General features: G+C 61.1%; 28 protein-coding genes and 1 pseudogene. 17 read left to right on the forward strand and 12 right to left on the reverse strand.

Translation table 11 applies throughout. The features are described from left to right. Positions 1-9: 9 nt before the first annotated feature. The 6 genes from LDZ21_RS28940 to LDZ21_RS28965 all read left to right on the forward strand — a co-directional run bounded on the left by LDZ21_RS28940 (position 10) and on the right by LDZ21_RS28965 (position 6,779). On the forward strand, positions 10-1,560 hold the full coding sequence (locus LDZ21_RS28940) for an efflux RND transporter periplasmic adaptor subunit (RefSeq protein WP_244797915.1): 1,551 nt from the start codon (positions 10-12) through the stop codon (positions 1,558-1,560). Beyond that, on the forward strand, positions 1,557-4,763 hold the full coding sequence (locus LDZ21_RS28945; RefSeq protein WP_244797916.1) for an efflux RND transporter permease subunit: 3,207 nt from the start codon (positions 1,557-1,559) through the stop codon (positions 4,761-4,763). Before LDZ21_RS28940 ends, LDZ21_RS28945 begins: the two co-directional genes overlap by 4 nt. After that, complete coding sequence (locus tag LDZ21_RS28950; RefSeq protein WP_244797917.1) at positions 4,760-5,110, forward strand: copper-binding protein; 351 nt, start codon at positions 4,760-4,762, stop codon at positions 5,108-5,110. The genes LDZ21_RS28945 and LDZ21_RS28950 overlap by 4 nt, the downstream gene beginning before the upstream one ends. 438 nt (positions 5,111-5,548) lie before the next feature. Beyond that, on the forward strand, positions 5,549-5,902 hold the full coding sequence (locus tag LDZ21_RS28955) for a hypothetical protein (protein ID WP_244797918.1): 354 nt from the start codon (positions 5,549-5,551) through the stop codon (positions 5,900-5,902). A 128-nt stretch (positions 5,903-6,030) separates the two neighbouring features. Further along, positions 6,031-6,327, forward strand: a complete 297-nt coding sequence (locus LDZ21_RS28960) for a hypothetical protein (protein ID WP_244797919.1) — start codon at positions 6,031-6,033, stop codon at positions 6,325-6,327. Positions 6,328-6,329: 2 nt separating this feature from the next. Further along, entirely contained in the window at positions 6,330-6,779 is a 450-nt protein-coding gene (locus tag LDZ21_RS28965; RefSeq protein ID WP_244797920.1) for a DUF2933 domain-containing protein, read from the forward strand. 15 nt (positions 6,780-6,794) lie between these two features. Here the strand turns inward: LDZ21_RS28965 and LDZ21_RS28970 are convergent. Continuing rightward, a pseudogene (locus LDZ21_RS28970) lies at positions 6,795-8,864 on the reverse strand (heavy metal translocating P-type ATPase). A gap of 162 nt (positions 8,865-9,026) precedes the next feature. On the opposite strand from LDZ21_RS28970, the gene LDZ21_RS28975 reads away from it, so the two are divergent. The 4 genes from LDZ21_RS28975 (at position 9,027) to LDZ21_RS28990 (ending at position 12,633) form a co-directional block, all read left to right on the forward strand. Then, entirely contained in the window at positions 9,027-9,341 is a 315-nt protein-coding gene (locus LDZ21_RS28975; protein ID WP_244797921.1) for a hypothetical protein, read from the forward strand. 118 nt (positions 9,342-9,459) lie between these two features. Continuing rightward, complete coding sequence (gene cadR, locus LDZ21_RS28980) at positions 9,460-9,891, forward strand: Cd(II)/Pb(II)-responsive transcriptional regulator (RefSeq protein WP_244797922.1); 432 nt, start codon at positions 9,460-9,462, stop codon at positions 9,889-9,891. Positions 9,892-10,158: 267 nt separating this feature from the next. Beyond that, on the forward strand, positions 10,159-11,430 hold the full coding sequence (locus LDZ21_RS28985) for an adenine nucleotide alpha hydrolase family protein (RefSeq protein ID WP_244797923.1): 1,272 nt from the start codon (positions 10,159-10,161) through the stop codon (positions 11,428-11,430). Positions 11,431-11,580: 150 nt separating this feature from the next. Further along, positions 11,581-12,633, forward strand: a complete 1,053-nt coding sequence (locus LDZ21_RS28990) for an SDR family oxidoreductase (protein WP_244797924.1) — start codon at positions 11,581-11,583, stop codon at positions 12,631-12,633. A 42-nt stretch (positions 12,634-12,675) separates the two neighbouring features. Here the strand turns inward: LDZ21_RS28990 and LDZ21_RS28995 are convergent, their stop codons facing one another. After that, complete coding sequence (locus LDZ21_RS28995; RefSeq protein WP_244797925.1) at positions 12,676-12,933, reverse strand: hypothetical protein; 258 nt, start codon at positions 12,931-12,933, stop codon at positions 12,676-12,678. A 122-nt stretch (positions 12,934-13,055) separates the two neighbouring features. Next, positions 13,056-14,216 carry a sensor domain-containing diguanylate cyclase gene (locus LDZ21_RS29000; protein ID WP_244797926.1) on the reverse strand — a complete coding sequence of 387 codons (1,161 nt, stop codon included), beginning with the start codon at positions 14,214-14,216 and terminating at the stop codon, positions 13,056-13,058. Between the two features lie 337 nt (positions 14,217-14,553). Here LDZ21_RS29000 and LDZ21_RS29005 point away from each other — a divergent pair, with 337 nt between their 5' ends. Genes LDZ21_RS29005 through ligD form a run of 4 tightly spaced genes read left to right on the forward strand, consistent with a single transcriptional unit; the run spans position 14,554 to position 17,214 of the window. Further along, positions 14,554-14,859 carry a hypothetical protein gene (locus tag LDZ21_RS29005; RefSeq protein ID WP_244797927.1) on the forward strand — a complete coding sequence of 102 codons (306 nt, stop codon included), beginning with the start codon at positions 14,554-14,556 and terminating at the stop codon, positions 14,857-14,859. Beyond that, positions 14,840-15,055 carry a hypothetical protein gene (locus LDZ21_RS29010; RefSeq protein ID WP_244797928.1) on the forward strand — a complete coding sequence of 72 codons (216 nt, stop codon included), beginning with the start codon at positions 14,840-14,842 and terminating at the stop codon, positions 15,053-15,055. The genes LDZ21_RS29005 and LDZ21_RS29010 overlap by 20 nt, the downstream gene beginning before the upstream one ends. Before the next feature lie 11 nt (positions 15,056-15,066). Continuing rightward, entirely contained in the window at positions 15,067-15,270 is a 204-nt protein-coding gene (locus LDZ21_RS29015; protein WP_244797929.1) for a hypothetical protein, read from the forward strand. A gap of 42 nt (positions 15,271-15,312) precedes the next feature. After that, complete coding sequence (ligD, locus tag LDZ21_RS29020) at positions 15,313-17,214, forward strand: DNA ligase D (RefSeq protein WP_244797930.1); 1,902 nt, start codon at positions 15,313-15,315, stop codon at positions 17,212-17,214. Positions 17,215-17,231: 17 nt separating this feature from the next. On the opposite strand, the gene LDZ21_RS29025 is transcribed toward ligD, so the two are convergent. Next, positions 17,232-17,465 (reverse strand): hypothetical protein, encoded by a 234-nt coding sequence (locus tag LDZ21_RS29025; RefSeq protein WP_244797931.1) that lies wholly within the window; start codon positions 17,463-17,465, stop codon positions 17,232-17,234. A gap of 955 nt (positions 17,466-18,420) precedes the next feature. Here LDZ21_RS29025 and LDZ21_RS29030 point away from each other — a divergent pair. After that, positions 18,421-18,669, forward strand: coding sequence for a DUF378 domain-containing protein (locus LDZ21_RS29030; RefSeq protein ID WP_035967811.1), 249 nt, complete (start codon positions 18,421-18,423; stop codon positions 18,667-18,669). A gap of 317 nt (positions 18,670-18,986) precedes the next feature. On the opposite strand, the gene LDZ21_RS29035 is transcribed toward LDZ21_RS29030, so the two are convergent. The 5 genes from LDZ21_RS29035 to ku are packed head-to-tail and all read right to left on the reverse strand — an operon-like array spanning position 18,987 to position 21,852. Then, the gene (locus tag LDZ21_RS29035; protein WP_244797932.1) at positions 18,987-19,499 is read right to left on the reverse strand and encodes a hypothetical protein; all 513 of its coding nucleotides are present in this window, start codon (positions 19,497-19,499) and stop codon (positions 18,987-18,989) included. 4 nt (positions 19,500-19,503) lie between these two features. Then, positions 19,504-19,815 carry a DUF4148 domain-containing protein gene (locus tag LDZ21_RS29040; protein WP_244797933.1) on the reverse strand — a complete coding sequence of 104 codons (312 nt, stop codon included), beginning with the start codon at positions 19,813-19,815 and terminating at the stop codon, positions 19,504-19,506. A 14-nt stretch (positions 19,816-19,829) separates the two neighbouring features. Continuing rightward, complete coding sequence (locus LDZ21_RS29045; RefSeq protein ID WP_244797934.1) at positions 19,830-20,039, reverse strand: YjzC family protein; 210 nt, start codon at positions 20,037-20,039, stop codon at positions 19,830-19,832. Positions 20,040-20,095: 56 nt separating this feature from the next. Further along, complete coding sequence (locus tag LDZ21_RS29050) at positions 20,096-20,923, reverse strand: tetratricopeptide repeat protein (protein WP_244797935.1); 828 nt, start codon at positions 20,921-20,923, stop codon at positions 20,096-20,098. After that, positions 20,848-21,852: a non-homologous end joining protein Ku gene (ku, locus tag LDZ21_RS29055; RefSeq protein ID WP_404981118.1), complete on the reverse strand. Its 1,005-nt coding sequence runs from the start codon at positions 21,850-21,852 to the stop codon at positions 20,848-20,850. The genes LDZ21_RS29050 and ku overlap by 76 nt, the downstream gene beginning before the upstream one ends. 218 nt (positions 21,853-22,070) lie before the next feature. Here ku and LDZ21_RS29060 point away from each other — a divergent pair, with 218 nt between their 5' ends. Beyond that, the gene (locus tag LDZ21_RS29060; protein WP_244797936.1) at positions 22,071-22,781 is read left to right on the forward strand and encodes an SOS response-associated peptidase; all 711 of its coding nucleotides are present in this window, start codon (positions 22,071-22,073) and stop codon (positions 22,779-22,781) included. A 44-nt stretch (positions 22,782-22,825) separates the two neighbouring features. Beyond that, positions 22,826-23,005 (forward strand): hypothetical protein, encoded by a 180-nt coding sequence (locus LDZ21_RS29065; protein ID WP_244797937.1) that lies wholly within the window; start codon positions 22,826-22,828, stop codon positions 23,003-23,005. Positions 23,006-23,102: 97 nt separating this feature from the next. Here LDZ21_RS29065 and LDZ21_RS29070 read toward each other — a convergent pair whose 3' ends face one another. The 3 genes from LDZ21_RS29070 to LDZ21_RS29080 form a co-directional block, all read right to left on the reverse strand. Then, on the reverse strand, positions 23,103-23,591 hold the full coding sequence (locus tag LDZ21_RS29070; RefSeq protein WP_244797938.1) for a hypothetical protein: 489 nt from the start codon (positions 23,589-23,591) through the stop codon (positions 23,103-23,105). An 87-nt stretch (positions 23,592-23,678) separates the two neighbouring features. Beyond that, a complete protein-coding gene (locus LDZ21_RS29075) occupies positions 23,679-23,873 on the reverse strand; it encodes a hypothetical protein (protein WP_035510755.1) in 195 nt (64 codons plus the stop codon). 100 nt (positions 23,874-23,973) lie between these two features. After that, positions 23,974-24,795 carry a CsgG/HfaB family protein gene (locus tag LDZ21_RS29080; RefSeq protein WP_244797939.1) on the reverse strand — a complete coding sequence of 274 codons (822 nt, stop codon included), beginning with the start codon at positions 24,793-24,795 and terminating at the stop codon, positions 23,974-23,976. Between the last annotated feature and the right edge of the window lie 387 nt (positions 24,796-25,182).

Raw genomic sequence — 25,182 nt, forward strand, 5'->3', positions numbered from 1 at the left:
GAGAAACGCATGCAAAAGAAACAATTGGCACGCGCAGCCTTGGCGGTGTTTGCGGCAGCGGCCCTACTCGCCGTCGGCTATGTTGCAGGCACCCAGCGTCCGGCTTCGGGGGGAGCAGGCGCTCTCGCCCCGGTGTCAACGTCAGCAGACAAGGTCGACGCGAGAGCGGGTCGCAAAGTCCTCTATTGGCACGACCCGATGGTTCCGGCACAACATTTCGACAAGCCGGGCAAGTCGCCTTTCATGGACATGCAACTCGTACCCGTCTACGCGGACGAAGATGGTAGCGCGCCGGGTGTCAGCATCGATCCTGGCCTTCAGCAGAACCTCGGTATCCGTTACGCGACCGTGCGCCGGCAGGATACTTCGGATGGGTTCGACGCCGTCGGCACCACACAGTTCGACGAGTCGCGAGCAGACGTCGTGCAATCACGCGTGACGGGTTACATCGACCACCTAAACGCCAGCGCCCCGATGCAGCGGATTGCAAAGGGCGCACCGATTGCGTCGCTCTTCGTTCCGGACTGGCTGGCACCGCAGGAAGAGTACCTTGCGCTCAAGCGCAGTGGAATGGACAGCAACATGCTGGAAGCGTCCCGCGCGCGCATGCGGGCGTTGTCGATTCCGGACGGCGTCATCGCGGCCCTCGACCGGACCGCTAAGGCGCAGACCCATGTCGTGCTGTCATCGCCGGAAACGGGCGTCGTGAGCGAACTGAACGTCAGGGAAGGCGCGATGGTCACTCCTGGGCAGACGCTCGCCAAAATCGCGGGGCTCTCGAAACTGTGGCTCGTCGTCGAAATCCCAGAGGCGCTCGCGTTGTCCGTGCAACCTGGCATGGCGGTCGACGCGACGTTTAGCGGTGACCCATCCCAGCGCTTCAAAGGCCAGATTCGGGAAATCCTGCCTGGCATCAGCACGACCAGCCGCACACTGCAGGCTCGCCTTGAACTCGACAATTCAGCGCTCAAGCTGACGCCGGGCATGCTCATGCGAGTGCACGTCGCCGGCCAGAAGGCAGTGCCGCGGCTGCTAGTGCCTTCAGAAGCCGTTATCACAACCGGCAAACGCTCCGTCGTCATCGTGAAGAACGGCGACGGACGCCTGCAACCTGTCAATGTCACCGTCGGCAACGACATTGGTAACGAGACTGCGGTCGTCAGTGGTCTGAAGGAGGGCGAGACTGTCGTCGCTTCCGGCCAATTCCTCATCGATTCCGAAGCCAGCCTCAAATCGGTTCTGCCGAGGCTCGAAGGTCGCCGCGCATCGAGCGCAACGGACGTCATGGCCGCGACCGGTTCGGCTGAAGCCTCATCTTCGGGGGCGACTCAGACGTATGAGACCACCGGGAAGGTCGAGAAAGTAACTGCAGGCGACATCACCTTTTCGCACCAGCCCGTTCCCGCCCTGAACTGGCCCGCAATGACTATGTCATTCAGTAAGCCCGCGCCAGACGCGTTTCCGGATGTAAAGCCGGGCGAGACCAAGCACTTCGTCTTTCGGCAGTCTGGAGACGGCTACCAGCTGACAAAGGTCGAACCGGTCGGAGGCGCCAAATGATTGCGCGTCTTATCCGCTGGTCCATCCGCAACCGATTCCTCGTGTTGCTTGCGACCGTGCTGGTCACGTCATGGGGCGCCTACTCGGTAAGCGAAACGCCGCTCGACGCGCTGCCTGACCTGTCCGACACCCAGGTCATCATCAAAGCATCGTATCCGGGCAAGGCACCGCAGGTCATCGAGGACCAGGTCACCTATCCGCTCACCACGACACTGCTTGGCGTGCCGGGCGCAAAAACCATTCGCGCCTATTCGTCGTTCGGCGACGCGTTCGTGTACGTGCTCTTCGATGACAAGACGGACCAATACTGGGCACGCTCGCGCGTGCTCGAATACCTGAATCAGGTGCAAAGCCGCTTGCCGTCGGGAGCGACGGTCTCGCTCGGTCCTGACGCGACCGGCGTGGGCTGGGTGTACGAGTACGCGCTGGTCGATAGAACCGGGCATCACGACCTTGGGCAACTGCGGGCGCTGAACGACTGGTTCCTGAAGTTCGAGTTGAAGTCGGTGCCCGATGTGTCGGAGGTGGCCAGCATCGGCGGCATGGTGCGCCAGTATCAGGTCGTCCTCGACCCGGACAAACTGCGCGCATTTGGCATCACCCAGGCAATGGTGGCCGATTCACTGGCCAAGGCGAACCAGGAATCGGGCGGTTCGGTGGTCGAGATGGCGGAGTCCGAATACATGGTCCGCTCTTCCGGCTATCTTCATTCCCTGGATGACTTCCGCAACGTCGTGCTGCGCACAAACGATGCGGGTACACCGGTACTGCTCGGCGATGTGGCGCGTATCCAGATTGGACCCGAGATGCGGCGCGGCATTGCGGAGCTCAACGGGCAGGGTGAAGTCGCGGGTGGGGTCATCGTTATGCGCTCGGGGAAGAACGCACTGACGACCATCGACTCCGTGAAAGCGAAGCTCGCCGACCTTAAACGTTCTCTACCCGCCGGCGTGGAAGTTGTAACCACCTATGACCGCTCCCAGCTCATCGAGCGCGCAGTAGACAACCTTAAAGACAAGCTCATTGAAGAGTTCATCGTCGTCGGGATTGTCTGTGCGGCCTTCCTGTTTCATTTGCGCAGTGCGTTCGTTGCGATTCTGTCGTTACCGCTCGGCGTTCTCGCCGCGTTCATCGTGATGCACTATCAGGGTGTCAATGCGAACCTGATGTCGCTCGGCGGTATTGCGATTGCCATTGGCGCGATGATTGATGCCGCTATCGTGATGATAGAGAATGCTCACAAACATCTGGAAGCATTCGAGCATGAGTATCCTGGCGTGCGGATTTCTGCCGCGCAACGCTGGGAGCTCATCGCAACGTCTGCGGCTGAAGTAGGGCCGGCGCTCTTCTTCTCGCTGCTCATCATCACGCTGTCGTTCATTCCGGTCTTCTCGCTGGAAGGGCAGGAAGGTAAGCTGTTCTCGCCGCTGGCATTCACTAAGACCTACACGATTGCGGCTGCTGCGGGACTGTCGGTCACGCTCGTGCCCGTCCTGATGGGCTACCTCATACGTGGCCGCATCCCGCACGAAAATGCCAATCCCATCAACCGGGTGCTCATTCGCCTCTATAGGCCCCTGCTCGAAGCAACGCTTCGACGCCCGTGGTTCGTGATTGGGCTCGCCGTGATTGCGTTGGCTGCCACGGTAGTCCCGGTTTCGCATCTCGGTGGGGAATTTCTGCCTCCGCTTGATGAGGGCGACCTTCTGTACATGCCGACGGCGCTTCCGGGCATTTCGGCCGAGAAAGCGTCCGAACTGCTGCAGCAGACCGACCGGCTCATCAAGACCGTGCCGGAGGTGGCGACCGTGTTCGGCAAGTCGGGCCGCGCCGACACTGCCACGGACCCGGCACCGCTCGAAATGTTTGAGACCACAATTCAGTTCAAACCGCGCAACCAGTGGCGCCCGGGCATGACGCCGGAGAAGCTCGTCGACGAACTGGACGCGACAGTCAAGGTCCCTGGCTTGTCGAACGTCTGGGTGCCGCCCATCCGCAATCGCCTGGACATGCTGTCGACGGGCATCAAGACGCCCGTCGGGGTCAAGATTTCCGGTGCGGACCTCTCGCAGATAGACCGGATTGCGACGCAGGTCGAGGCAGCCTTGAAGGACGTGCCTGGCGTGACGTCCGCATTGGCCGAACGGCTAAACGGAGGTCGTTATATTGATGTCAATATCGACCGGTTTGCGGCGGCCCGTTACGGGCTGAGTGTGGCCGACATCCAGTCGGTCGTCTCGTCGGCGGTAGGGGGTGACAACGTCGGCGAAGTAATTGCTGGTCGGGAGCGGTTTCCCATCAATATCCGCTATCCACGCGAAGTCCGGGATTCGCTCGAGCGGCTTCGCCAGTTGCCAGTCATCACCGACAGGGGCGCGCAAATACAGCTCGGCGATGTCGCACATATTGCAATTGCCGACGGTCCCCCGATGATTCGCAGCGAAAATGCGCGTCTCTCGGGCTACGTTTACGTGGACATCCGAAACACGGACCTGCAGTCAGCCGTGAAAGCAATGCAGCGTGCCGTTGCGGAAAAGGTCGTTCTTCCCGCCGGGTACTCAATCGCGTGGTCCGGACAGTTCGAGTACCTGGAGCGCGCGGCGGCCAAACTGCGGACGGTCATTCCCGTGACCCTGGTCGTCATCTTCGTGCTGCTCTTCCTGACCTTCAATTCCGCGGCTGACGCGTTGTTGCTCATGTCGACGGTGCCTTTCGCGCTGGTGGGCGGCCTCTGGTTCATCTGGATATTGGGTCATGCCGTGTCGGTCGCGACATCTGTGGGCTTCATCGCACTCGCCGGTGTTGCTGCTGAATTTGGCGTCGTGATGCTGCTGTACCTCAAGGGGGCACTTAATCGTCGGCTGGAAAACGGTAAGCCTCTGACAGAGGCGCTGCTTTTCGACGCAATTCTCGAAGGCGCTGTGCTGCGGGTGCGGCCGAAAGCGATGACGGTTGCGGTCGTGCTGGCTGGTCTCGTGCCCATCATGGTTGGACAGGGCGCGGGGACGGAAGTCATGCAGCGCATCGCTGCGCCGATGGTCGGCGGCATGGTCACCGCGCCCCTTCTGTCGATGTTCGTGATTCCCGCCGCCTGGTTCCTGTCACAGCGCCGTCAAGCACGAAAGGCCAGCGCGGCCCGTTTTCGTCGTGAAGTACCTTCCGGCGCGAGAGTGCCATCAACCGAAACTGGAGAAATTCAATGAAGAAACTGATTGTCGCGACAGCGGCGTTTGCAGCCGTTGTCGCCACCCTCGCGTTTGCTGGCGATGACATGGCCGGCATGAATATGTCCACAAAATCTTCGGCCGCGAAGGCGTCGTCGAACGCCGCGTTGACCGATGCGGAAATCAAGAACGTGGACGCGACGACCGGCATGATTACGCTGAAGCACGGCGCGCTGGAGAACGTCGGCATGCCGCCAATGACGATGGCCTTCAAGGCAAAGGATGCTGCGATGGTCAAGCGAGTCCACGAGGGCGACAAGGTCAGGGTTCGCATCGAGAACGTCAACGGCAACCTGACCATTGTGAGGCTGGAAAAACAATCTTGACGATGAATTGACGCCGTACTCGCAGGCTCGTAATAGACAGAACCCGCGATGCTAGCGACATCAGTTGAAGCGTGGAACGAGACGGTCAGACATGTGTTGCGCATTGCGCTCGGCTTGCTGTCTCTCTGACGTCGCTGGCCGCGCAACTGTCAACGAGTCGGCACTACTGTCATCCGAGCAGCGTTTCTGTTAGCGGGTGTCGCTCGGCGCGGCGCACGAGGTGGTCGCCGAGCGATGGCGAGGCGCTTCAGACTTTTGAACCGCCAGCCATCCTTTTTCGACGCAGCGGCCGCAATTCGACGCGCTACTCGCCGGATTCGTCGGCGCCGATGCGTTCCTGCCGCACCTGGAGAAATGGGCCCCAGTGACATGAAGCCACGCCTGAGTCTCCTGACGTTGTCTTAGCGGTGCGCCGCGACCAGGCCTATACTGAACTTCATGAAATTTTGGGTAAAACTCGTCGCATGTTTGCTGATTGTCTGGTTGCCTTTGATTGGCGACCCGGCATGGGCGACGTCATGCCCGGAAATGACGGCAATGGCATCACAGCAAGCCAGCGTGTCGGATGCCTTTGACTCGACACCCTGCGGACACGACGTGGAACACAACGCCGTGAACGTCCATCACGTCTGCCCGGGCGGCGCAAGCGGTTTCCTTTGCGGTGTGCCGCCCATACCCGTGAAGCATTCGCTCCTCGACGCGCCTTCGTCACCTGTCTATCGGGCGGTTACTCCCAACTTCGCTGAAGAGTTCATTCCGGAACTTCCCGCGCCTCCGCCTCGTTCGGTGTAACTCCCTTTCAACCAGGTTTGATCGGTTGTGTGCCGTCGCTCGCACACGTTCGCCTACGCGCAACGACTGTCGACCTGCGCGTGAACGCTTCACGAGCGACACGATTCAATTGAATTTCGGAGCTTTCCATGAACACTAAAACTGTAGGCGCATTGATTTTTCCGGCAGTGCTTCTCGGTGCAAGTGCCGTCAGCATGGCGGCAGCAGGAGCAGGAGTGAATACGTCTCCCGGCTCGTCATCGCCGAGTCGGGAACACGGCTCGATGATGGGCATGGGCGGAATGATGGGGAACTGCCCGATGATGGGCGGTACGGCCGGTATGGACCCGAAAACCGCGATGAAGATGCACGGCGAGATGATGCGTGCGATGGGCGACATTATGCTCAAGTACGCGGACCAGGCCGCAGCTGCTCCGTCGAAGTAAATATGTGTTTCGTTCTCTCCCACAATATCTCAACACATCGCCGCGAGGATTCAACCTCGAAGTACAACACGAAGTCGACGGTGACTATTGCGCTTGCTCTCGCACTGATTCTAGCAATCGGTTACTGGGCTCTGCCTCAGATACTGGGCGAGCTCAGCACATTCGTAGCGATGGCCAGCGTACTGATTTGTCCGCTCTCGATGCTATTCATGATGCGCGGCATGCAGACCCCGTCGATGGGCCGGGGAAGCCTGGTCAGGCGCGGGAAAAAGCGGCTCCTAGTTCAGCCATCTGATGGTGTTACGCAGGGCCGGTGTGGCATGAATGGACTTCGCGCCGAGTCCTTGCGTAGTGCAGGATCGACATGTCGAACGGAAAGGCAGAGAAAATGCCCGTGCAACATACATTGCAACTATCCCATCGCAACCTCCGGTCGATTCAAAGCGTACTAGCAAAGGTTCGCCCGGTCACTTGCGCAGCAGACGAAGGCCATTGCCGACAACGAGCAGGCTGGCTCCCACGTCAGCGAATACGGCCATCCACATGGTTCCGTAGCCGACCACCGTCAATGCAAGGAATACAGCCTTGATTCCGAGTGCTAGCGTAATGTTCTGCACAAGAACTGAGTGGGTAGCCTTCGACAGACGAATAAACGCAGGAAGCTTCCTTAAGTCATCGTCCATCAACGCGACATCTGCCGTTTCGATTGCCGTATCAGTTCCCATGGCGCCCATTGCAAAGCCAATATCAGCACGCGCGAGCGCAGGCGCATCGTTGATGCCGTCGCCAACCATGCCGACTATGACTGCGTTCGCGGAGAGCCGCTCTATTGCACGCAGCTTATCTTCCGGCAATTGATTTCCGTCAGCCTGGTCGATTCCGACCTGCTTCGCGATGGCTTGCGCGGTGTGACGGTTGTCGCCGGTCAGCATCGCCGTGCGCACGCCGAGCTCGTGAAGCTCTGAAATTGCCTCGCGGCTGCTGTCCTTGACGGTGTCTGCCACCGCAAAGAGCGCGAGCACCCGGCTGTCGTCAATCAGCATTACGACCGTCTTGCCTTGACGTTCAAGGGCATCGAGTCGCTCCTCCATCTCTGCGGAGCAGCGACCAAGTTCTTCGACCAGCCGATGGTTGCCGAGCGAATAACCTTTCCCATCGACAACGCCGCGAACGCCTCTCCCAGGAATTGCCTCAAATTCTTCGACCCGATACCGCGTTATGTCGTCATTGTCCGCGGCTCGTGCAATGGCCGTCGATACCGGATGGTCGGAACGATCTGACAGGCTTGCTGCGAGTGAGCGAACGCGTGCGGCATCAATGTCCGTCACACGCAGTTCGAACTCTGTCTGGAGCGGCTTGCCGTGGGTGATGGTTCCGGTTTTGTCCAGTGCAAGCCATTCGAGCTTTCGTCCCTGTTCCAGATACGTACCGCCCTTGACAAGGATGCCTCGGCGCGCCGCTGCCGCGAGGCCGCTGACAATCGAGACCGGTGTCGAGATAACTAGCGCGCAGGGACAAGCGATGACGAGCAGGACAAGCGCCTTGTAAATCCAGTCGAACCAGTCGCCCGAAAACAAAAGCGGTGGTACTACCCCAACTGCGAGCGCCACGACGAAAACGATCGGGGTATAGATGCGAGCGAACTCGTCGACGAACCGCTGTGTTGGAGCCTTCGAACCCTGCGCCTCTTCAACTGCGTGAATGATGCGCGCCAGCGTCGTGTTGTTTGCTGCGGCAGTGACCCTGTACTCAAACGAACCCGACTCGTTGACGGTTCCAGCGAACACCGCGTCACCCTCCGCCTTTTCGATGGGAAGGCTCTCCCCAGTGATGGGCGCTTGATTGATGCTCGAACGGCCGTTTGTGATTTCGCCGTCGAGACCGATGCGCTCGCCAGGCTTCACGCGGACGACCGCACCGAGAGTGACGGAGCTCGCTTCCACTTCAGCCCACGACCCATCCGACTGCCTGACGGTCGCCGTTTCCGGCGCCAGCCTTATCAAGCCCTGGATAGCATTGCGAGCACGGTCGAGCGACTTTGCCTCGATGAGTTCGGCTATGGTGAAAAGCACCATGACCATCGCTGCTTCCGGCCACTGGCCGAGCAGCAGCGCGCCCGTGACGGCGATGCTCATCAGTGCATTGATGTTCAGGTTACCGTTGCGGACGGCAATCCAACCTTTCTTGTATGTCGTCAGCCCCGAGCCAAATACCGCGAGCAAAGCGAGTGCGGCGACGAGCCAAGAAGGCTGTCAGAGCCAACTGGCGACCTCCGCGCAAATCGCCACAATGCCGGAAAGCGCCAGCGGCCACCAGGATTTGTGCTCAGGTTCCGGCACCTTCTCAGGTTGCCCATCTGCGCTAGCCAGCTCCGGCGTGAAGCCCAGTGACCGTACGGCATCGAGTACGGGGGCAAGCGCCTCTGGCTTGTGAGCAACCGTCAGCACGCGCTGCATCAGATTGAATTCCATCGCGGTAACCGCCTGCATGCCAGTCAGTTTTTTGCGGATTAACGCTTCCTCTGTCGGGCAGTCCATCTGAAGGATGCGGATTTGTGTCCGAACCGTGCCGCCAACCGAAGTCGGCGCGGCTAATGCGCTGAGAGATAAGGCAAGATGTGCGCAGCAGCTATCGCTAGCGGCAGTCGCACAGCAGCTATTGCCGGCCGCAGGTCGGGGAGCGTCACTCTCGCAATGGTCTTGGCTGTGTTCGTGACCATGACCGCGCTTTCGCTGATTCGAGCCATCCGCGATTGGCTCGGCAAGCGCTCCGAATGTCCGGGTCTCGGCGCCACAACAGCTGTCGGCGTTGGAAGGCGCGCAACAGCTTTTTCCACCCGAATGTTCGTTAGCCTGGCTATCGTCGTGGTCGTGGCCACTCTTTCGGTCGTCTGCGTCTTCGCAGCAGTGGGCGTGACCGCTCGAGGAGCCGCGTTCGTGTTCCTCGTCATCATGGCGCTCTGCGCGCCTGGCAATGCGGCCGCGGTCCTGCTCATGTGCAGTTACAGCGTCTGAGCCGTGCTCCTGGCGCCTTTTCGAAACGTTTCCATCCGACATGGTGGTATCCATCCTTGATTTATGATGTAGTAAACACCTTGGAGTGGCTCCAAGGTCAAGGTGGAACGGAAAAAACATGAAAATCGGTGAACTGGCGCGACTGGCTAATTGCACCACCGACACGATCCGATTCTATGAAAAGGAAGGGTTGCTTCCCGTGGCGGACCGGACAGAGGCGAACTATCGGACCTATAACGAGGGCCACGTCGACCGCTTGCGTTTCATCCGGAACTGCCGCGCACTGGACATTACGCACGACGAAGTTCGTTCGCTGCTTGAGGCCGCTGACAACTCAGGCATCGGCTGTGGTGCCGTGGACGCGCTAATTGATGAACACATTGACCACGTCAACACGCGTATCGATGAACTGCTTCAACTTCGGGCGCAATTAACCAAGCTGCGCGAGAGATGTGGTGGTGCGCGGCCGGTCGAGAACTGCGGGATCATTCACGAGCTGACATCAATGGAAACGGCCAAGCCGAAATCAAAAGCTTCTCACTTGGGATAGGCGTCAGGCAGGCGCCGCACGACGGATGAGCGGCAAAACGAAAGTCGCATTCACGTTTCAGAGGCCAGTCGGTCACGACGCGCTACACCATCGAATCGAGCGGTAACACTTCCTGGAAACCTGCAGCGGGATTTCGAAAAATCGTAGGCAATTACGCGTCGAAAGTGTTACCTGTGCGAATTCGCCAATGCGGCATGGCATGTAACACTTTGCCGGTCTGTTGTAGATGTGATTGGCAGGGACGAAAGCACCTCGCGAGCGGTAGCGATGGCCGAGCGACGCGACAGCGCTGAAGTTGCGGTCCGAAGCAGAAACGGGGCGCTGACCCTCAGCCCGCTAAGCGAATGGACGTCCGATGATGTGTGGACGATGCTCGCGCTGCTGGCCGCGGACGAAGGCATGACGTTTCCCTCGCCGTTGGCACCGAGCACGATTCACCGCCTGTCCGAGATCTACCGGGCAGGAAACGGTGGAACGTGCGGTGTCGTGGTGGGCGAATCGGGTGCTCGCGCCGCCTGCGGCTCGCGTTTTGGATGCTCCTTCTGTTGCGTCGCCGGTGATCGCGACAAGTCGCTGGAGGCCATGATCGAGGATGAGCAATACGGGCATCTTCGACCGCTGAACGACTTCCGCAACTATCTGCTTGCGATCCAGTGGGACATGTCGCGCCGCGAGTTGGTGGGCCGTTCGCTGAGCGATGCGGGCTACACGCGCATCCAGGCAGACACGTACAGCTACCTCACGCGTGTTGGTCTACTGAAAATGCTCTGCAGTATCGACGCGGCCGAGCGCGACCGCGCAGAGGCACATTCGGGCGCGCTGTGGAGCGGATCGATTCCGGATACGGAGGAGAATCGGCTGCTGTGTGAGCCGCAGTTCGAGTTCGTGACGCCGCAGCAGTTGGTGGCCATCGACTTCTTTCTCTCGATGCATCACTACGCGCCGCACGCATTTCCGGCGCTGGCGGTCTGGCATGACGTGAATGCGCTCGGACGCCGGTATCCGGTTCCGAAGCTCGACGGCTTGCCGAAGACTGACATCGTTCTGCACGGCTGGTATCCAGTCGGTCGGTACGACAAGGAAGCGCCTGCAACGGGATTGCGCTCGTTCGATGCTGAACAGTGGAATCCGTACCGGCATCCGGGCCGGCCTGGTCGTTATGCTATGACAACGGGTGGTGAACAGACCGTCTATTTCGAGGAAGCCTCGCAGTTCGAGGTGGATGCGGAAGCAGCGTGCCTGTTCGTTACCTGCACGTATGACACTGCGTTCATGTTGGACACGCAGCATCGCGACGCAATCGAATCAGCGCATTTCTGGCTGAACGAAGGCATCGTGAAGTTGCCGACCGGTATGGCGCAGCGGTATCAGGACATGGCCAAGCGCGGGCAGTACTTCGCGCGACTCGCTCAACGTCTGAATTTGACGGCGGCCGAGTTGGACGCGCATCTCGTGTCGAACGCTCTCAGCGATGCAGAGCACGATGCGCTGTTGGGCCAAGACCTGATGCAACTGAGCCTTTTTGCGGAGGCAGCTTAGCGTCTGCCAGCACTTTCGAATAACCCCGAGCTTAGTCTCGGGGTTTTTTTGTGCTTGCGAAATCCACGACCGACAAACTAGGTCACGAGCGGTGGGAATGGGGCTTGCGCCGCGGACGGCAACCACTGGAAATGACCTGAGGAGCTGTCAATGTCGGACGACGAAACGTCGCTTTCACGCCGCAAGCTGATGAAAGGGGCGACGGCAGGCGCTGCCGCCATGCTCGCGGGCGGCACGGCGCTCGCGCAAGGAACCAACGCGGGAAACACTGCGGGAAGCGGTACGGGCGCGGTGGTCGGCCCATCTGGCGCATCGGCTTCGGCGGCCCCGCAGGACCCGCGGGCGCTAAACGCGCATCCGCCTTTCCCGGTGCAGCATCAGCCGTGGCCTGGGCTCGCGGGCCAGATGACGCCGCGCCCCGATCACGGCGAAACGACGTATCGCGGAAGCGGGCTGCTGAATGGCCGCAGGGCAATCATCACGGGCGGCGACTCCGGCATCGGGCGCGCGGCTGCCATCGCCTATGCGCGCGAAGGCGCGGATGTCGCCATCGTCCATCTGCCCGCTGAGGAAAGCGATGCTCGCGAAGTCATTGACCTGATTCGCGCCGCGGGGCTCAAGGGCGTGTCCATTCCCGGCGATATCCGCGACGAGAACTTCTGCAAGCAGCTCGTCGAACAGGCGGTTGGTCAGCTCGGCGGACTGGATGTTCTCGTCAACAACGCTGCCCGCCAGCACTCGCACGATTCCATCCTCGACATCAGCACCGAGGATTTCGATTGGACCGTTCGCACCAACCTGTACGGCATGTTCTGGATTACCAAGGCCGCGATCCCGCATATGCCGCCGGGCTCTGCCATCGTCAATACAGCGTCGGTGAATGCGTACAATCCCTCGCCCAATTTGCTCGACTATGCGATGACCAAGGGCGCGATCGCCAATTTCACAAAGGGGCTCGCGAAGCAGATGATCAAGCGCGGCATTCGTGTGAATGCCGTCGCGCCGGGACCGTTCTGGACTCCGCTGCAGGTGAGCGGCGGACAGACGGAGGAGAACCTAAAGAATTTCGGCAAAGAAACGCCGATGGGTCGTCCCGGTCAGCCCGCGGAGATCGCGCCGTTGTACGTGCTCCTGGCCTCGGCGCAGGCGAGTTACGTGACGGGGCAGGTCTACGGCGCATCGGGCGGCAACGGCTACCCATGAGGGCTCACCGAACCCGCCTCGCTCATTCCGACGTCCTGAGGCCTAAAACCCCGGGACGTTTTTGTTTCGGAGATTGTGATCGACGAAATTCGGCGCAGGCAGCGTTTCCCCGGGCTTCACGCCAAGCAGTTCCATGGCGCGCAGGATCGCCGCAGTTTCGTAAGAAAAATTAAGTGTCACCGGTTCGCTGTCGTCGAGCAGCACGATTGCGCCGGAATGAACGCTGAGAGCGTGCAGGGCCGTGTTCAGCGCTCTTGCGATCTCTCCATCGCGCGTCTTTTCATCAAAGATCGGGTTCATTGCCTTCTCCGTTGCGCGAAAGACTTCATACCAAGCACGGCATGTGCCCCGCCGCCCATAAAGGGCCGTGGCGTGGGTGTATGAAGAAATTACTTATTCGGAAAGGGTGGGGTATTCTTTACTTAAAGCTTTGCCCGATACAACGCAACGTCTGCAAGGCCTAACAGCGCGGGTGCCGACCCAGGCGGAGTCGGGAATGTGCAGGCGAGACCGACTGAGACGGTGACCGGCGCGCCGCTCGAAGCGGCCGACGGGATTCCGAGTTGCTCGACTGCCGACCTGAGGGACTCCCCATCGCGCAGTCCTGCCGCCGCTTCGCAGGCGGGCAACACCACAACGAACTCTTCGCCGCCGTAGCGCGCAACGAAGTCGCTTTGCCGGCGCAATGCCTTTGAGAGCGCACCTGCGACTTGTCTCAAGCAGTCGTCACCGGCAAGGTGGCCGAACGTGTCGTTGTACTGCTTGAAGTGATCCACGTCGATCAGCAACACGCAAAGCGGCTGGCCGCTGGCAGAAGCGAACACGAAATCGCGCGGAAATCGGTCGTCGAAGTAGGCGCGGTTAAACACGCCCGTGAGGCCGTCGCGTGCGGCCGTCTCAATCAGCGTGCGGTGCGTCTCGGACAGTCGCCGGTAGAGGCCGGTCGTCTCGTAAATCAGCATGCCCAGCACGGCGCTGGATGACACCATCGAGGCTACCCGCGCTGCATACCATCCCACGCTATAGCGGGCACCTGCGGAGAGCGTGAGCGTCACGTCGATGAGCGCACTGAGAAGGGCGACGGCGAGCCATAAGTCCATCAACGAGCGCAGACGGGTCGTCGATACATGGAGCCCAAGCGCCGCTAAGCAGAGCGCTTCGACAATGATCGCTGCGGGGCTGCTCGACAACTGAGTGTACGAGCCGGATTGAGCGACAACTGGCGGGAGGTGCGACTGCCCGGCGGTGGCGAGCGCACATAACGCCACTGCGAGGGCGACGGCCCCAATGACGGCGAAGCGGTCCTTAGCGCGTCTACCCAAGTTCAATGGAACGCTGCGGGCAAGTAAGGAAACGGTCACTAGCGCGGGAAAGCCGCCGTGCCAGAACACCCATATCCATACCGCCGTTTGCGGACCCGCGCCAAGCAGCCCGGCAGACGAGAACACGCCCGGAAAGACGAGCAACTGGATGCCGGCGATCACACTAGTGAACGCGTACGCGCCGCTGAGCGCTGCGAAAAGGAGCCTGCCCGAGACCGCATATTGCGTCCACAGCAGCAGGGCCGTCAGGCCTTCGGTCAACGTGACCCACGTTGCGAACACCGGCAGAAACGGCGCGATGACGGGTCCCGGGGTCTTTGGCGTACGGCCAGACGAGCACGGCCGCAGCAATCGCAAGCACGGCCACAATCCCGGCAATGACTTGATGCCGCGGAGTCGACGGCAGGTGGATAAGGGTTGTCTGCATGAAGACAAGGGACGTGAATGCGACCGATGGTCTGCAGGCCTTGCCAAAGATTCGGAAGCTTACGTTCTTACGGCGACAGCGCGATATTCTTGAGCGGTGCGCACAGTGGTGCCCTGCTTTGGCGCAATGCTTGCTCTTCGTGAGCAGGCAATGGTACTGATCTCTAATGCCATGAAAGTGACGATCGTCTCCCATGAGAATGCTCGGCCCGGCGCGGCGGCAGAGCTTCATCGGTTTTACTTTGAGACGGCCGACGCGGGTTTGCCGAAGAGCCATTCGATTTCGCTGCGCACGGCCCGGGTGATTCTAGAAGGCAAGCCCCCCGACGATGCGCTCACCAAGATGCTGCGCGCGATCGTGAGCGCCGGTGAGAGCGATTACGACAACCTGATTGGAAACACCTACACCGATGACAATGACGCTCCCGTACAGCAAGCAGGAAGAAGACGACGCCACCATGAAGGTCGAGCACCGTGAGTGGACGATCGACTCTCGGCCCAAGCGAATTGGACATCATTGGCATTCGTGGTGCGAGGTAGAGCGGCCGCCTTGGGAAGACGAGGACGATGGTCAGATCTTCCACTTCTCGGACATCGGCTATTTCGATACGGAACGGGCGGCGCACGAAAGGGCGATCGCATGGGCGAAGGCGTGGCTCGATGAAAATTTCTAAGGCCAAGCGCCATGACCATTAGCGACAAGCCGGTGGACGAAGTGGTCTTCCGACCAGACAACGATGCTGGGTGGCGTCTCGAGGTTCCCGATGCCGCGCGCCCAGACGGTGTGTTTGTGACCATCGTCGCGTATAAACAGGATGCGCTGCAACTTACCGCGGACATGTATCCGACGGCCCACGTTCGCGTGATCGATGACCCGCCGGGGGCATGAATGCGTCGCGCGCGCTCAAGTCGTCAGACGGCGGGTGAGGCATTGCCCGACGCCATCGCTCCGCAACTCGCGACGCTTGCACGACGCCCGCCCGTGCGCGGCGACTGGCTCTACGAGATCAAGTTCGACGGCTACCGCCTGATGTGCCGAGTCGAACATGGCAAAGCGAAGCTCATCACGCGCGGTGGCCACGACTGGACTGAGAAGATGCGCACGCTGGCGTCCGCTATCGACGAAATGCCGGTCGACAACGCGTGGCTCGACGGCGAGGTGGTCGTGCTCACCGAGAGCGGTGTACCCGACTTCAACGCATTGCAGAATGCGTTTGACCGCCGCAGCACGGCCGAACTGACCTTTTTCGCGTTCGATGTCCCGTTTCTAAATGGACGTGATCTGCGGGAAGTGCCGCTCTCGCAGCGCAGGGAGCTACTCGGCGAATTGATCGCCCAGACGTCCAGCGAGCGTATCCGCTTCAGTGAGTCCTTCACTGAAGACCCGGAATCGCTGCTGGCGTCGGCGTGCCGGATGCGGCTCGAGGGCATCATTGGCAAACGCGCCGATGCGCCATACCGTTCGGGCCGTTCGACCGATTGGATCAAACTCAAGTGCTTACAACGCCAAGAGCTTGTCGTCGGCGGGTACACGAGATTAGCGGGCGCGAAGAGCGGCATGCGATCGCTGATGCTCGGCGTGCACGAGCGCGACGGCAGCTTGCGGTTCGCCGGAACCGTAAAAGCGGAACTGAAGCCGCGCCCGCTGGCTGAACTGGAAAAGGAGGCGGCGAAACTCCTTCGCGACGATCCGGCTTTCTACAACCCGCCCCCGCGCGAGAAAGATCGCGACTTTGTCTGGCTAGAGCCTAAACTCGTCGTCGAAGCGTCGTTTCTCGAATGGACGCCGTCGGGCGAGGTTCGTCATCCCGTGTTTCAAGGCATGCGGGACGACAAGCCCGCCGCGGCCGTGACGGAAGAGGCGGTCGTCGACGTGGATGAACCAGAGAGCTTGCCTCAGGCGACAGGAACGACGCGCGTGTCGCCCGGCCGCGCGGGAACGCTCGTTATCGCAGGTGTGAAAGTCTCCAACGCCGAGCGCATCATCGATGACGTCACGCGCATGAAGAAAATCGACCTTCTTCGCTACTACGACGAGATCGCCGAGTTCGCGTTGCCCTACCTTAAGGATCGGCCTGTGTCGCTGGTACGCGCACCCGAAGGCATTCACGGGGAGTTGTTCTTCCAGAAGCACGAGGAGCGTTCGAAGATTCCGGGGATCACACGACTGCCATCCGAGATCCACCCCGGCCACCCGCCGCTGCTGGTCGTCGACCATCACGAAGCGCTCATCGGTCTCGCACAGATGAACGTGGTCGAGCTGCATAGCTGGAACGCGGTACAGCCGGATCTGGATCATCCTGACCGCTTCATCCTCGACCTCGACCCCGACCCCGAGCTGTCATGGCAGATGATGGTCGACGCGGCGACGCTTTCCAAGGTCTTGCTCGATGAGATCGGACTGAAGAGCTTTATCAAGACAAGCGGTGGCAAGGGCTTTCACATCGTTGTGCCGCTCACGCGCCGACAGCAGTGGGATGAAGTGAAAGACTTCTCCCACGCAGTCGCGCGTTACATGGCGAGACTGATGCCCGAGCGCTTCTCAGCCGTCCTCGGACCCAAGAACCGGGTGAAGAAGATCTTTATCGACTACCTGCGCAACAGTAAAGGCGCGAGCACGGTCGCCGTGTTCTCGGCACGCGCCCGGTCGGGCATGGGCGTATCGATGCCTATCGCGTGGGACGAGTTGAGCGATATTGGCCGCGCCGATCAGTGGACGATCAAATCGGCCGCACAGCGCATGCATTCGCTGGGTAGCGATCCCTGGGACGGATTTCACCGGACGCGGCAAGGCATCACCGTGGCGATGCGAAGGGCGGTCGGCATGCGCTAACGCCCGCGGACCGAGACCTAGCTTTGCTTCTTGGTCTTGTGGCGACGCTTAATAGGGAGCGTCGAGTGCTTGACGGTCGGCCCGCCGGGCGTGCCTGTCTCGCCGCTCCCGTTGGGCGTGGCGATGCCGACACCGCCTCGACCCGCCCCATTGCCGCCGGGGACGCCGCCGGCGTTGCCTTGGGCGAGAGCGCCCGTCGAAAGGCCCCACGCAAGGGCCGTCGTCACGATGCATTTCGCTGCTGTATTCATTTTGTTCCTCAGTCTGTCGTTCACGCGTGGGACGATAAGGCCGTTCTGTCCCGCCGGGCGCGCTCATCGCAAACGCTAGTCCCGGTGCGCCACTCTGATGTTCGCGCAGCATTAGAGACGATCAACATGACCTGCTTGCGACGACGGCATGACGTATGCGAGACCGTCCGAGTCGGTGCGAGCCGGGGGGCTCGCAAGATATCGTTATCGGAGGCAACGATGAAAAGCATGACCGCGAAAGTTTTAGCTTCGGCGCTCGCGATGGCGCTGTCGGTGGGCGCATACGCCCAGGGTGGCGGGGCCGGTGGTGGCGGCGCAGGGGGTGGCGGCGCAGGGGGTGGCGGCGCTGGTAGCGGCGCTGGTGGCAATAGCTCAGGCGGCGGGATGGCGGCAGGGGCCGGCGGTGGGACCGGTATGGGCGCTGGCGCAGGCGGTGGTGGTGCTGGCAACCCGGGCGGTGCGGCAGGCGGTAACGCAGGCGCCGCCGGGGGCATGACACAGGGCACCGGCACCGGCGCTATGACAAACGGCTCGTCAAACCGGTCAAACGGTAGTGCAACACACAAGGGTACTGGCTCACACCGCGCCAAGGGTACCGGCGCGACAGGTTCGACACAAAACAGCCAATAGGTGCGGGCGTACCCTGCTTTCTACCACGCAGCGGCTACTGGCTTTGACGCGTTAAAGCGCGCGGTAGGATTGACGAGAGTCGGTCGCGCCGCGCTTCTTTCGGCCGGAAAGAGCGCTAAAGGTAGTTGTAGTTGAAGTCCGGCAGTCCAGAAGTGTTGCAGCAAAGTTTGTTGATGTCGCTCCAAAGTGTCACGTGAGCTGACGGCTGACGTGCCGTCCATGGCAGGGCGGCCCCAAGATTGAATCGGTTGTCGCAAGGGTACAGTCGTTGCTCCCACAAGGTTATTGCGACGATCGTTGCAACCGACAATTAGGGAGCATAGTCATGCCAACAGTAACTTCGCAGGGCACCGTCGTAAAACGCACTCCGGTGGATTGGGTTGCGGGCGCACTTGTCATCATCGGCGCGTTGAACTGGGGCCTTGTCGGTGCGGCTCAGTTCGATCTGGTCGCCGCAATCTTCGGGGCGGGCACGGTTGCCGCAAGGATCGTGTATGTGCTCGTGGGGCTCGCCGGGGTCTACATGCTGATTCGCGCATTTGTGCCTTCCCGCGGACACCAGCTTGCATCCTGACTAGATGCAATAGTTGGCGCTCCGTCTAGCGCTTGCCTGAGCGGGACGTCGACAACGACTTGGGGCGCGGGCGCGCATGCAGTGGCCTACGACATCACGATCGGCACAACAATGGCCGACGACCGCGTGTGCGCCCCGCCGTTGGGAGGGCGATTGCGACTGGCCTCACGACCGACCAATCCAATCTGGTTTGTAAAGGCGGTGACGCAAGAACACCTTGGCGTCAGCAAACGCATGATCACGGAAAAACCCAGCACGGGTCCCCGATACAGTAACGTAGCAGCACGCCGATGCTGGTCACCCCAGACGTGTCCAAGCTATCCGGTTGCGGAAAACACAACGACGCCTTCCTGGTTCAATCCGGCATCGCTCGGCTCAACAATTGAGCACTCAAGTTCGGGATAAGAGAGCCTGCGATAAATGCTGGTTTCAATCAGTTCACCGCGGAACCGCCGGTAGAGCAGGCGTCCAGCGAAGTAGTAGTGGGGGTCGAGCACAGACGGCGGACTTGCTGGGACGTCTCCGTGAAATGTCGTTCGGGTGTCCGCCGCGAAGGTCGTCCAGAGCTCGCTTCTCGCCGGCAGCATGGTGCCGGGCTTCACCGCATCGGTGACGGTGTATCCCCAGCCCGCTTTCGGCAGCGCGTGCCGTGCACCGGTGTACGTACGCTTGATTTCAAACGCGCTACTGACGACCTCGAAACCCCAGTCGCATCGATTCTCCAAGACGAACGTCACCTTCCCTGGGGAGCCTGGGATTATGCGGGCCTTGCTGATCGCAATTGACAGTTGCCGCGCGTGGGTCGTTTGGGTCGGCTCGTCGTCGGTCACCGGTTCACGGAATTCGTGTTGGCACGCACTCGTGCTGGTACCAGTAGTCGACGAGGCGCTGCGCGTATTGCAGATCTTCGGGATAGTAGGGGTCGTCCCAAAACGGCGACGGGTCATATCCCGCCTTCCGCAACGCGGCTAACTCTGACTGGTGCTCCGCCATCGTGGGGCTTGCGTTCGTCCTCAGGGCAGTCAGGTCATGGCACTCGCGGTCAGTCAGGTACCTGCCTGGCGGCGGCATCTCGCCGACGGCGCAACCGCCGAGCAGAGATGCCGCCGCGAAGGCGATCAGCCAGCGTCCGCGCGTTGTGCCCATGATCCAAAATTTATTTAGTCGCCGCTACCAAGCTCGCTGTGCTTGTGTGAATGCGTGGCTGCATGGACGAGTTCGTAGCGAGCGCCTTTGCCGCTTCGGGTCGGCGGGAAATGCTCGCCCTCGACGCACGTCACCTCGAAGCCGGAGCCGCCGTCGCCTTCCTTCACAACCTTGTAGATGCCCGAAGTCTGAACCTTCTCGCCGGGCTTGTGCTGGTCTGCCATTCTCGACTCCTCGTTGTTGTTCCAGTCGCCCTAAAGCAAAACATATTCCGCGGCGCCTATGAGTTTCTCTGGAGCAAGCGGTACGCATTGAAGTGCCGGATGGCCTTAGTCGCCTCACCAAGTTCTTCGTGGATGCGCGCGGCGTTGAAGTGAGCATCGGCGAAATCAGGAGCGTTGTGGATGCAAGCCTCGTATGACTGCAGTGCTTCGCGGAAGTGGCCCGAATCTTCGAGCGCGACCCCGATGTTAAACAGCAGCACCGGGTCGTTTGCCCGGTATCGCAGCGCGTCCCGATAAACCGCTATGGCGTCGCCGAATCGCTCGGTATCCACAAGGATGCCGCCGAGGTTCAACGATGCATCGGTATGGTCCGGTGCTCGTTCGAGCGCCTTTCGATAGGCCGCTTCAGCGGCGTCGAGGTCGTCGTCCTCAAGTGCGCGCGCTCGGCGAAAGAGTTCGACGGCTTCTTCGCGTGCCCGCTGCGCGCGCGGCGCTTGCAAAGAAGCGACGTTTCCTGATGCTTGTTGTTCCTCGAAATCGAGAAGCAACTGGCCAGTCTCCGCGTCCCATTGGCGGCTCGCCTCGTCCCGGACCGCCACTCGGTCTCCGACGGCCGCGATCCGCACGCCCGTGAGCGACCCTTCGCGGCCCCAGCTTTTACGCAGATGATCGAGCGCGCGAACGATCTTCATCGGGGAGACGCCTGCCACGCGCAACGCGTGCGCGGTCCTCAGCATGACGATGTCCTGGAAGGTAAAGCGCCGCTCTCGTCTGTCACCGCTCGCCGGCGAAACGAAGCCTGCAGCGATCAACCGCTCGACCACGCTACGCGACACGCCAAGCAGGCGCTGCACTTCGCGAAGGCTGTACCCGTCGTCTTGCATATCACCGCTTTGTGCCGGTCTTGCGCGCTGGTGCTGGTCGATCGTCTGTCGCCGCGCGGCGCACCGCTCGGCGCTTCGGGGGGGGGCATTTCCTCCGCCGGTTCCGGCGCTTGTGCAGCGGCTCGGGCCGTCTTCCGTGCGGCGCGCGGTGCCGCTGTCGGTTCCGCTGCTGCGGCGGGCTTTTTCTTTAGACTGGCGCGTAGGGCTTCTACGAGGTCGATGACTTGTGCGCCGGGCTGCTCGATTGCCGGTGCCGCCGTGATCTTGTTGCCCGCGATCTTCTTGTCGATCTCGGCGAGGATGCGCTCTTTTTCCTCGTCCTTGTATGCGCCCGCGTCGTAGCTGTCGACGCGGTACTGCTCGATCAGTTGCTCGGCGAGTTGTAGTTCCGTCGGCTGAATATCCGTCTCTTCAATGCCGATATCGGCCTGCGAACGTACCTCGTCGGCGTAGAGCAAGGTTTGGAGAATCAGGCCGTCGTTGCCGGCGCGCACCTGCACCATGTGCTGCTTGCCCTTCCACGTCCAACGGGCTACCGCGCAGGTGCCGCTGTCCTTCATCGCTTCTTGCAGCAGCCGGTACGGTTTGCCGCCGCGCTTGTCCGGGGCGAGGTAGTAGGGCTTGTCGAGGTAGATCGGGTCGATCGCCTCGGTGGGCACAAACGACACGATGTCGATTGTGTGACTCGCGCTCGCTTCCAGCGCCTCCAGCTCCGACTTCTCGAAAATCACGTACTTCTCTTTCTCGAACTCGTAGCCTTTGACCATGTCGGCGCGCTCGACGACTTTCCCGTCGTGCGGGCAGACGTACTGCTGCTTGAGCCGGGTGCCGCACTCTTTGTGCATGAGGTTGAAACCGACGCCTGATTTGCTCTCCGTGGCCGTGTAAACCTTCACCGGCACGGATACCAGACCGAAACTCAGCGTCATTGAAGCGATAGAACGCGCAGCCATAGGAACCTCTCGCGTAGGTTATCTGGCCGGCCACAGTCGATGCCGCTCTTGGCGGCGCATCCCAGTCACGCGGCAAGGCCAACGGGCGTTTTGCGCAAAACGGGTGCCACACCTCCCAACCCAAGCCGCAACAACGAAGAAGGCGGGGACTCCTCCGCCTCCGTGTATATTTTCGACAACGGAGGGCGAAAACAGTGTGCACGAGCTACGAGTCTAATCCGAAAGACGCGTTCGACGTCTTCAGTCTGTTTCCGGTGCCGAACTTCGAATACAAGCCGGAAATCTACAAGGACTATGCCGCGCCGATCTTCCGCCGCGTCGATGGTGAGTATTTGACTGACGCAGCGACGTTCGGGATGGTCCCGCGCAAGTTCATCCCACCGGGCGTGAAAGCCTTCGATACGATGAACGCGCGATCCGAGTCAGTGGGGCAGAAGACGAGTTTTCGCACTGCGTGGAACAAGCTGCAACTCGCTCTGATTCCATGCCGACGGTTCTACGAGCCAGACTACGAGACCGGCAAGGCAGTGCGCTGGCGCATCGGCATGGCCGATGGCGCTCCGCTCGCGATCGCTGGGTTATGGCGCGCATGGAAAGAACCCACCGACGGTTCAACGAGCCTGTCGATGACGTTGTTGACGGTCAACGCTGAAGATCACCCATTGATGAAGCGGTTCCATAGGCCGGGGGCAGAGAAGAGGTCGGTGGTCATCATCCCGCCAACCGAGTACGAGGACTGGCTGTCTTGCAAGAGCACGGACGAAACGCGGTCCTTCCTGCAGCTCTATCCGGCCGACGCGATGCACGCAGAGCCCTTCCCACTGCCCCCGCGCAGCGCAAAGCCCAAAGCCACGCCCAACCTAGATTTGGCCCAAGCGTCCCTGCTCGCGGACGACGGCGGCTGAGCGAGGGGCAGGAGTATCCCGTTCTGGACAACAGGAGAAAGGCGATGGCTACCTATCGCGCGGCGTATGTGTTGCCCGAAGCAGGTTCGAACGGCGTGGGCGTACTGCTGACGACGGAAGAGCAATCCACCTTGACGGACGACGAATTGATGATGGTCGCCAGGCAGGTGGCGGCCGCCAATGACGTGGAAGGCGAGATTGTCATCGGCGATTGGAGAGAGTGACGCGACAAGTGCGTCGCGTCGTCAATGACACGAAACGCGGGTTACCAAACCGCCAATCGGACGATGCAGGAGACGAAGCGCGTCTGGGTCTCCTTCGTCAGTGCGCACCTCCAGACTTCGGGCACGCCGACAAGTTGTACTTCAGCACTGCGGCGTTCTTTGCAGCTTGCGTAAATTTCTTCCGCGCAGCCAGCCGTTCGGGGGTGCTGAACGTGCGAGCGTAGACTCCGTTTACCGCTTCAACCACCGCATCGATGTTGGCTGGACCTGCAGCGTCAGCGGCGCATGCCGAGCTCTGCACAGCCGCCAGGACGACGCCGCTCGTGTCGGCCTGATTAAGTACAGCCGCCGTGATGCTGGTCTGAAAGTTTTTCGCAGCAACGTCCGCCGCGTTTTTTACCGCCGGATTGCTCGAATACTGATCGAGAATGAATTGTTTAACGTCATCCCGATAGCCGCGGCGCTCGGAATCCACGCCTTCGACGGTCGAGCCAGACCCGCCTGCGCCTCCGCTTCCACCACAAGCGGTCAGAAATACGGTCATTGTCGCTAGCAGCGCAGCGCGCGAAAGAATGCCTTTCTGCAAAATCGAACTCCCGATTCGCCGACGCGCCTATCTGACAGTAAGGCCGACGCGAAGCTAATGCCCCGGCGCCGGCCATAAGAGTTTGACTCAGGCGCGGCTGCCGAGCGCGCGCTCGATCTTGCGATCCGTCTTGTACTGGCCGAGTGCGAAAACGGACCAGATAGCGGCGGGAATCCAGCCGATCAGCGTGATCTGCAGGAGAAAGCAGATGATTCCGGCGATCGGGCGGCCGATCGTAAAGAACTGGAGCCACGGAATGATGATGGCGAGAAAGAGGCGCATGTGTGCTTCCTTTGAGGTTTCGTTGAGACCGCTATAACGGTCACTTGCTTAAATGCTTGATAGGGCGGAGCCGTCAGGACCTCCGCCCTCCGTGCGGTCGTCAGTTCACGACGAGTGCGCCGCCATTGCCGAGGCCGCCCTTGACGTTCTGCGCCCGGTACTGGCGAACTGCGCCGACGAGGTTGTTGAGCGAGTCCGTGAATGCCGCGACGACGACCTTGCCCTGTGCCGTGCGTGCGTAGGCACCGCCGCCCGCAGCGCCAGCGCCGCCGAAGCCGCCCGCGAACACGCCAGAGAGCATGCCGAAGTCGACGTTGCGCGCCGATCCTTCGGCAGCCGCCAACTGGACGCTCGAGCGGTTGTCGACGAGCGTCAGCATGGTCGACGCTTCCTGCGCCTTCATCGTGCCGGCGGCACCGGCGAGCACACCGCCAACCACGGGCACGAATGCGAGCAGGCCCGCTGCGCCGCCGCCCGCGTCGCGGTTGCTGAAGGTCACGCTCGGGCTGATCGTGTAGTCGGCCGCGACCATCTGGCCTTTATGCATCTTCGAGGTCTTGCGCAGTTCGCCCGATGCGTTCAGCGAGCGCTCGCCCATCGCGGTGCCGAGCGCGCGGCCGCGGTCGACGATCACGAAGCAGTTGCTTTGCTGGACGAGCAGCTTCAGCACCGGCACCGTCGAGCCGAGCTGATATTGGCCGGTGAGAAGGCCGTACCACGGCGCTTCCGTATCCTCGACGATAGCGACGGTGCCAAGCGGCGCGGTGCAGTGTTGAAGGCCGGCGTTCGCGTTCTGCGACGCTTCGCCGGCAGCGGAACCGGTCGCCGCCGTCTTGGCGGATTGCGCACCCATCTGCATTTCGGAGCAAGCGGACAGGGCAAAAATGGAGAGGGCGGCAAGGCCGATCATCTTGAGCTTCATATTTCCTCGTTGGGTGTTCAGTCTTTTGCGTTGGCGTCGATGCCAAACAGACTTTCATCAAAACCACTTTTGGGCCTCGCAACCTCGGCTCAGCGTGCCTGGCGTCGTGTTTCAGTCAGGGCGGCGGCAGCGGGCGAAACCTCGTCGAATTCGGTACTACACCGGCTTGCTCCAGCAAGCCGGGTCCTGCGCTCGTTTAGGGAGGTCTGGCCCGCCGGCTGGAGCCGGGAGTCGAGGGGCCGGGGTGCTGCGTGCCGGGGAGCTCATGGCGAGGCGATGTGCTGCCCACCATCTCTCCCAGGGCAACGACAAGGCTACCGGCCGTGAAAGTGCCGCAGGACTGGAAAGATGCGTCTTTTTCATGCTCTTTCGCCGACCATGACTGGC

Source organism: Caballeronia grimmiae (assembly GCF_022879615.1).
In the GTDB taxonomy this organism is placed as follows: domain Bacteria; phylum Pseudomonadota; class Gammaproteobacteria; order Burkholderiales; family Burkholderiaceae; genus Caballeronia; species Caballeronia grimmiae.

What these genes read in the sequence shown, in the direction of transcription:
- LDZ21_RS29065 (WP_244797937.1), top strand. Translation starts at nt 22,826, where the DNA reads ATGGCTACCTATCGCGCGGCGTATGTGTTGCCCGAAGCAGGTTCGAAC.
- LDZ21_RS28950 (WP_244797917.1), top strand. Translation starts at nt 4,760, where the DNA reads ATGAAGAAACTGATTGTCGCGACAGCGGCGTTTGCAGCCGTTGTCGCC.
- LDZ21_RS29050 (WP_244797935.1), bottom strand. Translation starts at nt 20,923, where the DNA reads ATGCAAGACGACGGGTACAGCCTTCGCGAAGTGCAGCGCCTGCTTGGC.
- LDZ21_RS29040 (WP_244797933.1), bottom strand. Translation starts at nt 19,815, where the DNA reads ATGGGCACAACGCGCGGACGCTGGCTGATCGCCTTCGCGGCGGCATCT.
- cadR (WP_244797922.1), top strand. Translation starts at nt 9,460, where the DNA reads ATGAAAATCGGTGAACTGGCGCGACTGGCTAATTGCACCACCGACACG.
- LDZ21_RS28960 (WP_244797919.1), top strand. Translation starts at nt 6,031, where the DNA reads ATGAACACTAAAACTGTAGGCGCATTGATTTTTCCGGCAGTGCTTCTC.
- LDZ21_RS29045 (WP_244797934.1), bottom strand. Translation starts at nt 20,039, where the DNA reads ATGGCAGACCAGCACAAGCCCGGCGAGAAGGTTCAGACTTCGGGCATC.
- LDZ21_RS28955 (WP_244797918.1), top strand. Translation starts at nt 5,549, where the DNA reads ATGAAATTTTGGGTAAAACTCGTCGCATGTTTGCTGATTGTCTGGTTG.
- ku (WP_404981118.1), bottom strand. Translation starts at nt 21,852, where the DNA reads ATGACGCTGAGTTTCGGTCTGGTATCCGTGCCGGTGAAGGTTTACACG.
- LDZ21_RS29010 (WP_244797928.1), top strand. Translation starts at nt 14,840, where the DNA reads ATGAAGGTCGAGCACCGTGAGTGGACGATCGACTCTCGGCCCAAGCGA.
- LDZ21_RS29080 (WP_244797939.1), bottom strand. Translation starts at nt 24,795, where the DNA reads ATGAAGCTCAAGATGATCGGCCTTGCCGCCCTCTCCATTTTTGCCCTG.
- LDZ21_RS29015 (WP_244797929.1), top strand. Translation starts at nt 15,067, where the DNA reads ATGACCATTAGCGACAAGCCGGTGGACGAAGTGGTCTTCCGACCAGAC.
- LDZ21_RS28940 (WP_244797915.1), top strand. Translation starts at nt 10, where the DNA reads ATGCAAAAGAAACAATTGGCACGCGCAGCCTTGGCGGTGTTTGCGGCA.
- LDZ21_RS28985 (WP_244797923.1), top strand. Translation starts at nt 10,159, where the DNA reads ATGGCCGAGCGACGCGACAGCGCTGAAGTTGCGGTCCGAAGCAGAAAC.
- LDZ21_RS29025 (WP_244797931.1), bottom strand. Translation starts at nt 17,465, where the DNA reads ATGAATACAGCAGCGAAATGCATCGTGACGACGGCCCTTGCGTGGGGC.
- LDZ21_RS29030 (WP_035967811.1), top strand. Translation starts at nt 18,421, where the DNA reads ATGCCAACAGTAACTTCGCAGGGCACCGTCGTAAAACGCACTCCGGTG.
- LDZ21_RS28995 (WP_244797925.1), bottom strand. Translation starts at nt 12,933, where the DNA reads ATGAACCCGATCTTTGATGAAAAGACGCGCGATGGAGAGATCGCAAGA.
- LDZ21_RS29075 (WP_035510755.1), bottom strand. Translation starts at nt 23,873, where the DNA reads ATGCGCCTCTTTCTCGCCATCATCATTCCGTGGCTCCAGTTCTTTACG.
- LDZ21_RS28965 (WP_244797920.1), top strand. Translation starts at nt 6,330, where the DNA reads ATGTGTTTCGTTCTCTCCCACAATATCTCAACACATCGCCGCGAGGAT.
- LDZ21_RS28990 (WP_244797924.1), top strand. Translation starts at nt 11,581, where the DNA reads ATGTCGGACGACGAAACGTCGCTTTCACGCCGCAAGCTGATGAAAGGG.
- LDZ21_RS29005 (WP_244797927.1), top strand. Translation starts at nt 14,554, where the DNA reads ATGAAAGTGACGATCGTCTCCCATGAGAATGCTCGGCCCGGCGCGGCG.
- LDZ21_RS28945 (WP_244797916.1), top strand. Translation starts at nt 1,557, where the DNA reads ATGATTGCGCGTCTTATCCGCTGGTCCATCCGCAACCGATTCCTCGTG.